1 protein-coding gene is annotated in these 1,006 nt (G+C 47.5%); it reads right to left on the bottom strand.

The window, feature by feature from the left end:
* Nucleotides 1-1,006: BCCT family transporter (locus R7127_RS26995; RefSeq protein WP_318148774.1), on the bottom strand; the 1,006-nt coding region annotated here is incomplete at both ends.

The following is a 1,006-nucleotide window of genomic DNA, read 5'->3' as shown; positions in this document are numbered from 1 at the left end:
TGACATCCAAACCAATGTTACCAACGTCGGAATCACGATGACTGCGAACAAAAATTCTCGAACGGTGCGGCCTTTCGATACGCGAGCGATAAACATACCCACAAACGGAGACCAAGATACCCACCAAGCCCAGTAGAACACTGTCCAACCGTGCATCCACGTTTCGTCTTCACGACCATGCGGGTTACTCAACGGAATGATGTTTTGGATGTATGCCATTGTCGTGTCGACTAATGAACCCATCGCAGTATCAAAGGTAATGAACGTAATAAAAATAAGCAGAGCAAACGCAACGATCATATTGACGTTACTTAGGAGTTTGACACCACCGTCAATACCACGAACAACAGAAAGCACAGCAATAAAGGTTACAAACGCAATCACCACCATTTGTGTACCGATGCCGCCGTTTAAACCAAATACATGGTTAATACCACTGGTTGCCTGCTGAGCACCCAAACCAAGAGAAGTCGCAAGACCGAACAACGTCGAAAGTACAGCAAGGATATCGATAACATGACCTAACCAGCCCCATGCACGGTCACCAAAAATTGGGTAAAACGCCGCGCGCAATGAAAGTGGTAAACCTTTATTAAAGGCGAAAAAAGCAAGCGCCAACGCAACAAGGGCGTAAATACTCCAACCGTGAACACCCCAGTGGAACATGGTCGCGCCCATCGCGAGTGATTTAGCATCAGCTGAATACGCTTCTGCGTTTAGCGGCGTACCCCACCAATCCGTGAAGTAGGCCGTTGGCTCAGCCACACTCCAAAATAAGAGGCCAATACCCATACCTGCAGCAACCAGCATTGATAGCCATGAAACGGTTGAGTGATCCGGCGTCGCCTCTTTACCGCCTAAGCGAATCTTACCTAATGGCGAGAAAAGCAGAGCAACAGCGAACAATAAGAAGAAATTGGTAGACCACATAAAGAATGCATCAAACTGTTCAATAATTCCGTTTTTGATCCCGTTTAATGCGTCGCGAGCGGTGACTGGCTCGACA

Source organism: Vibrio sp. 1159 (genome assembly GCF_033340395.1).
GTDB lineage: Bacteria > Pseudomonadota > Gammaproteobacteria > Enterobacterales > Vibrionaceae > Vibrio > Vibrio alginolyticus.
Note: the sequence above shows the minus strand (reverse complement) of the source record. Positions and strands in the feature narration are given on the sequence as shown.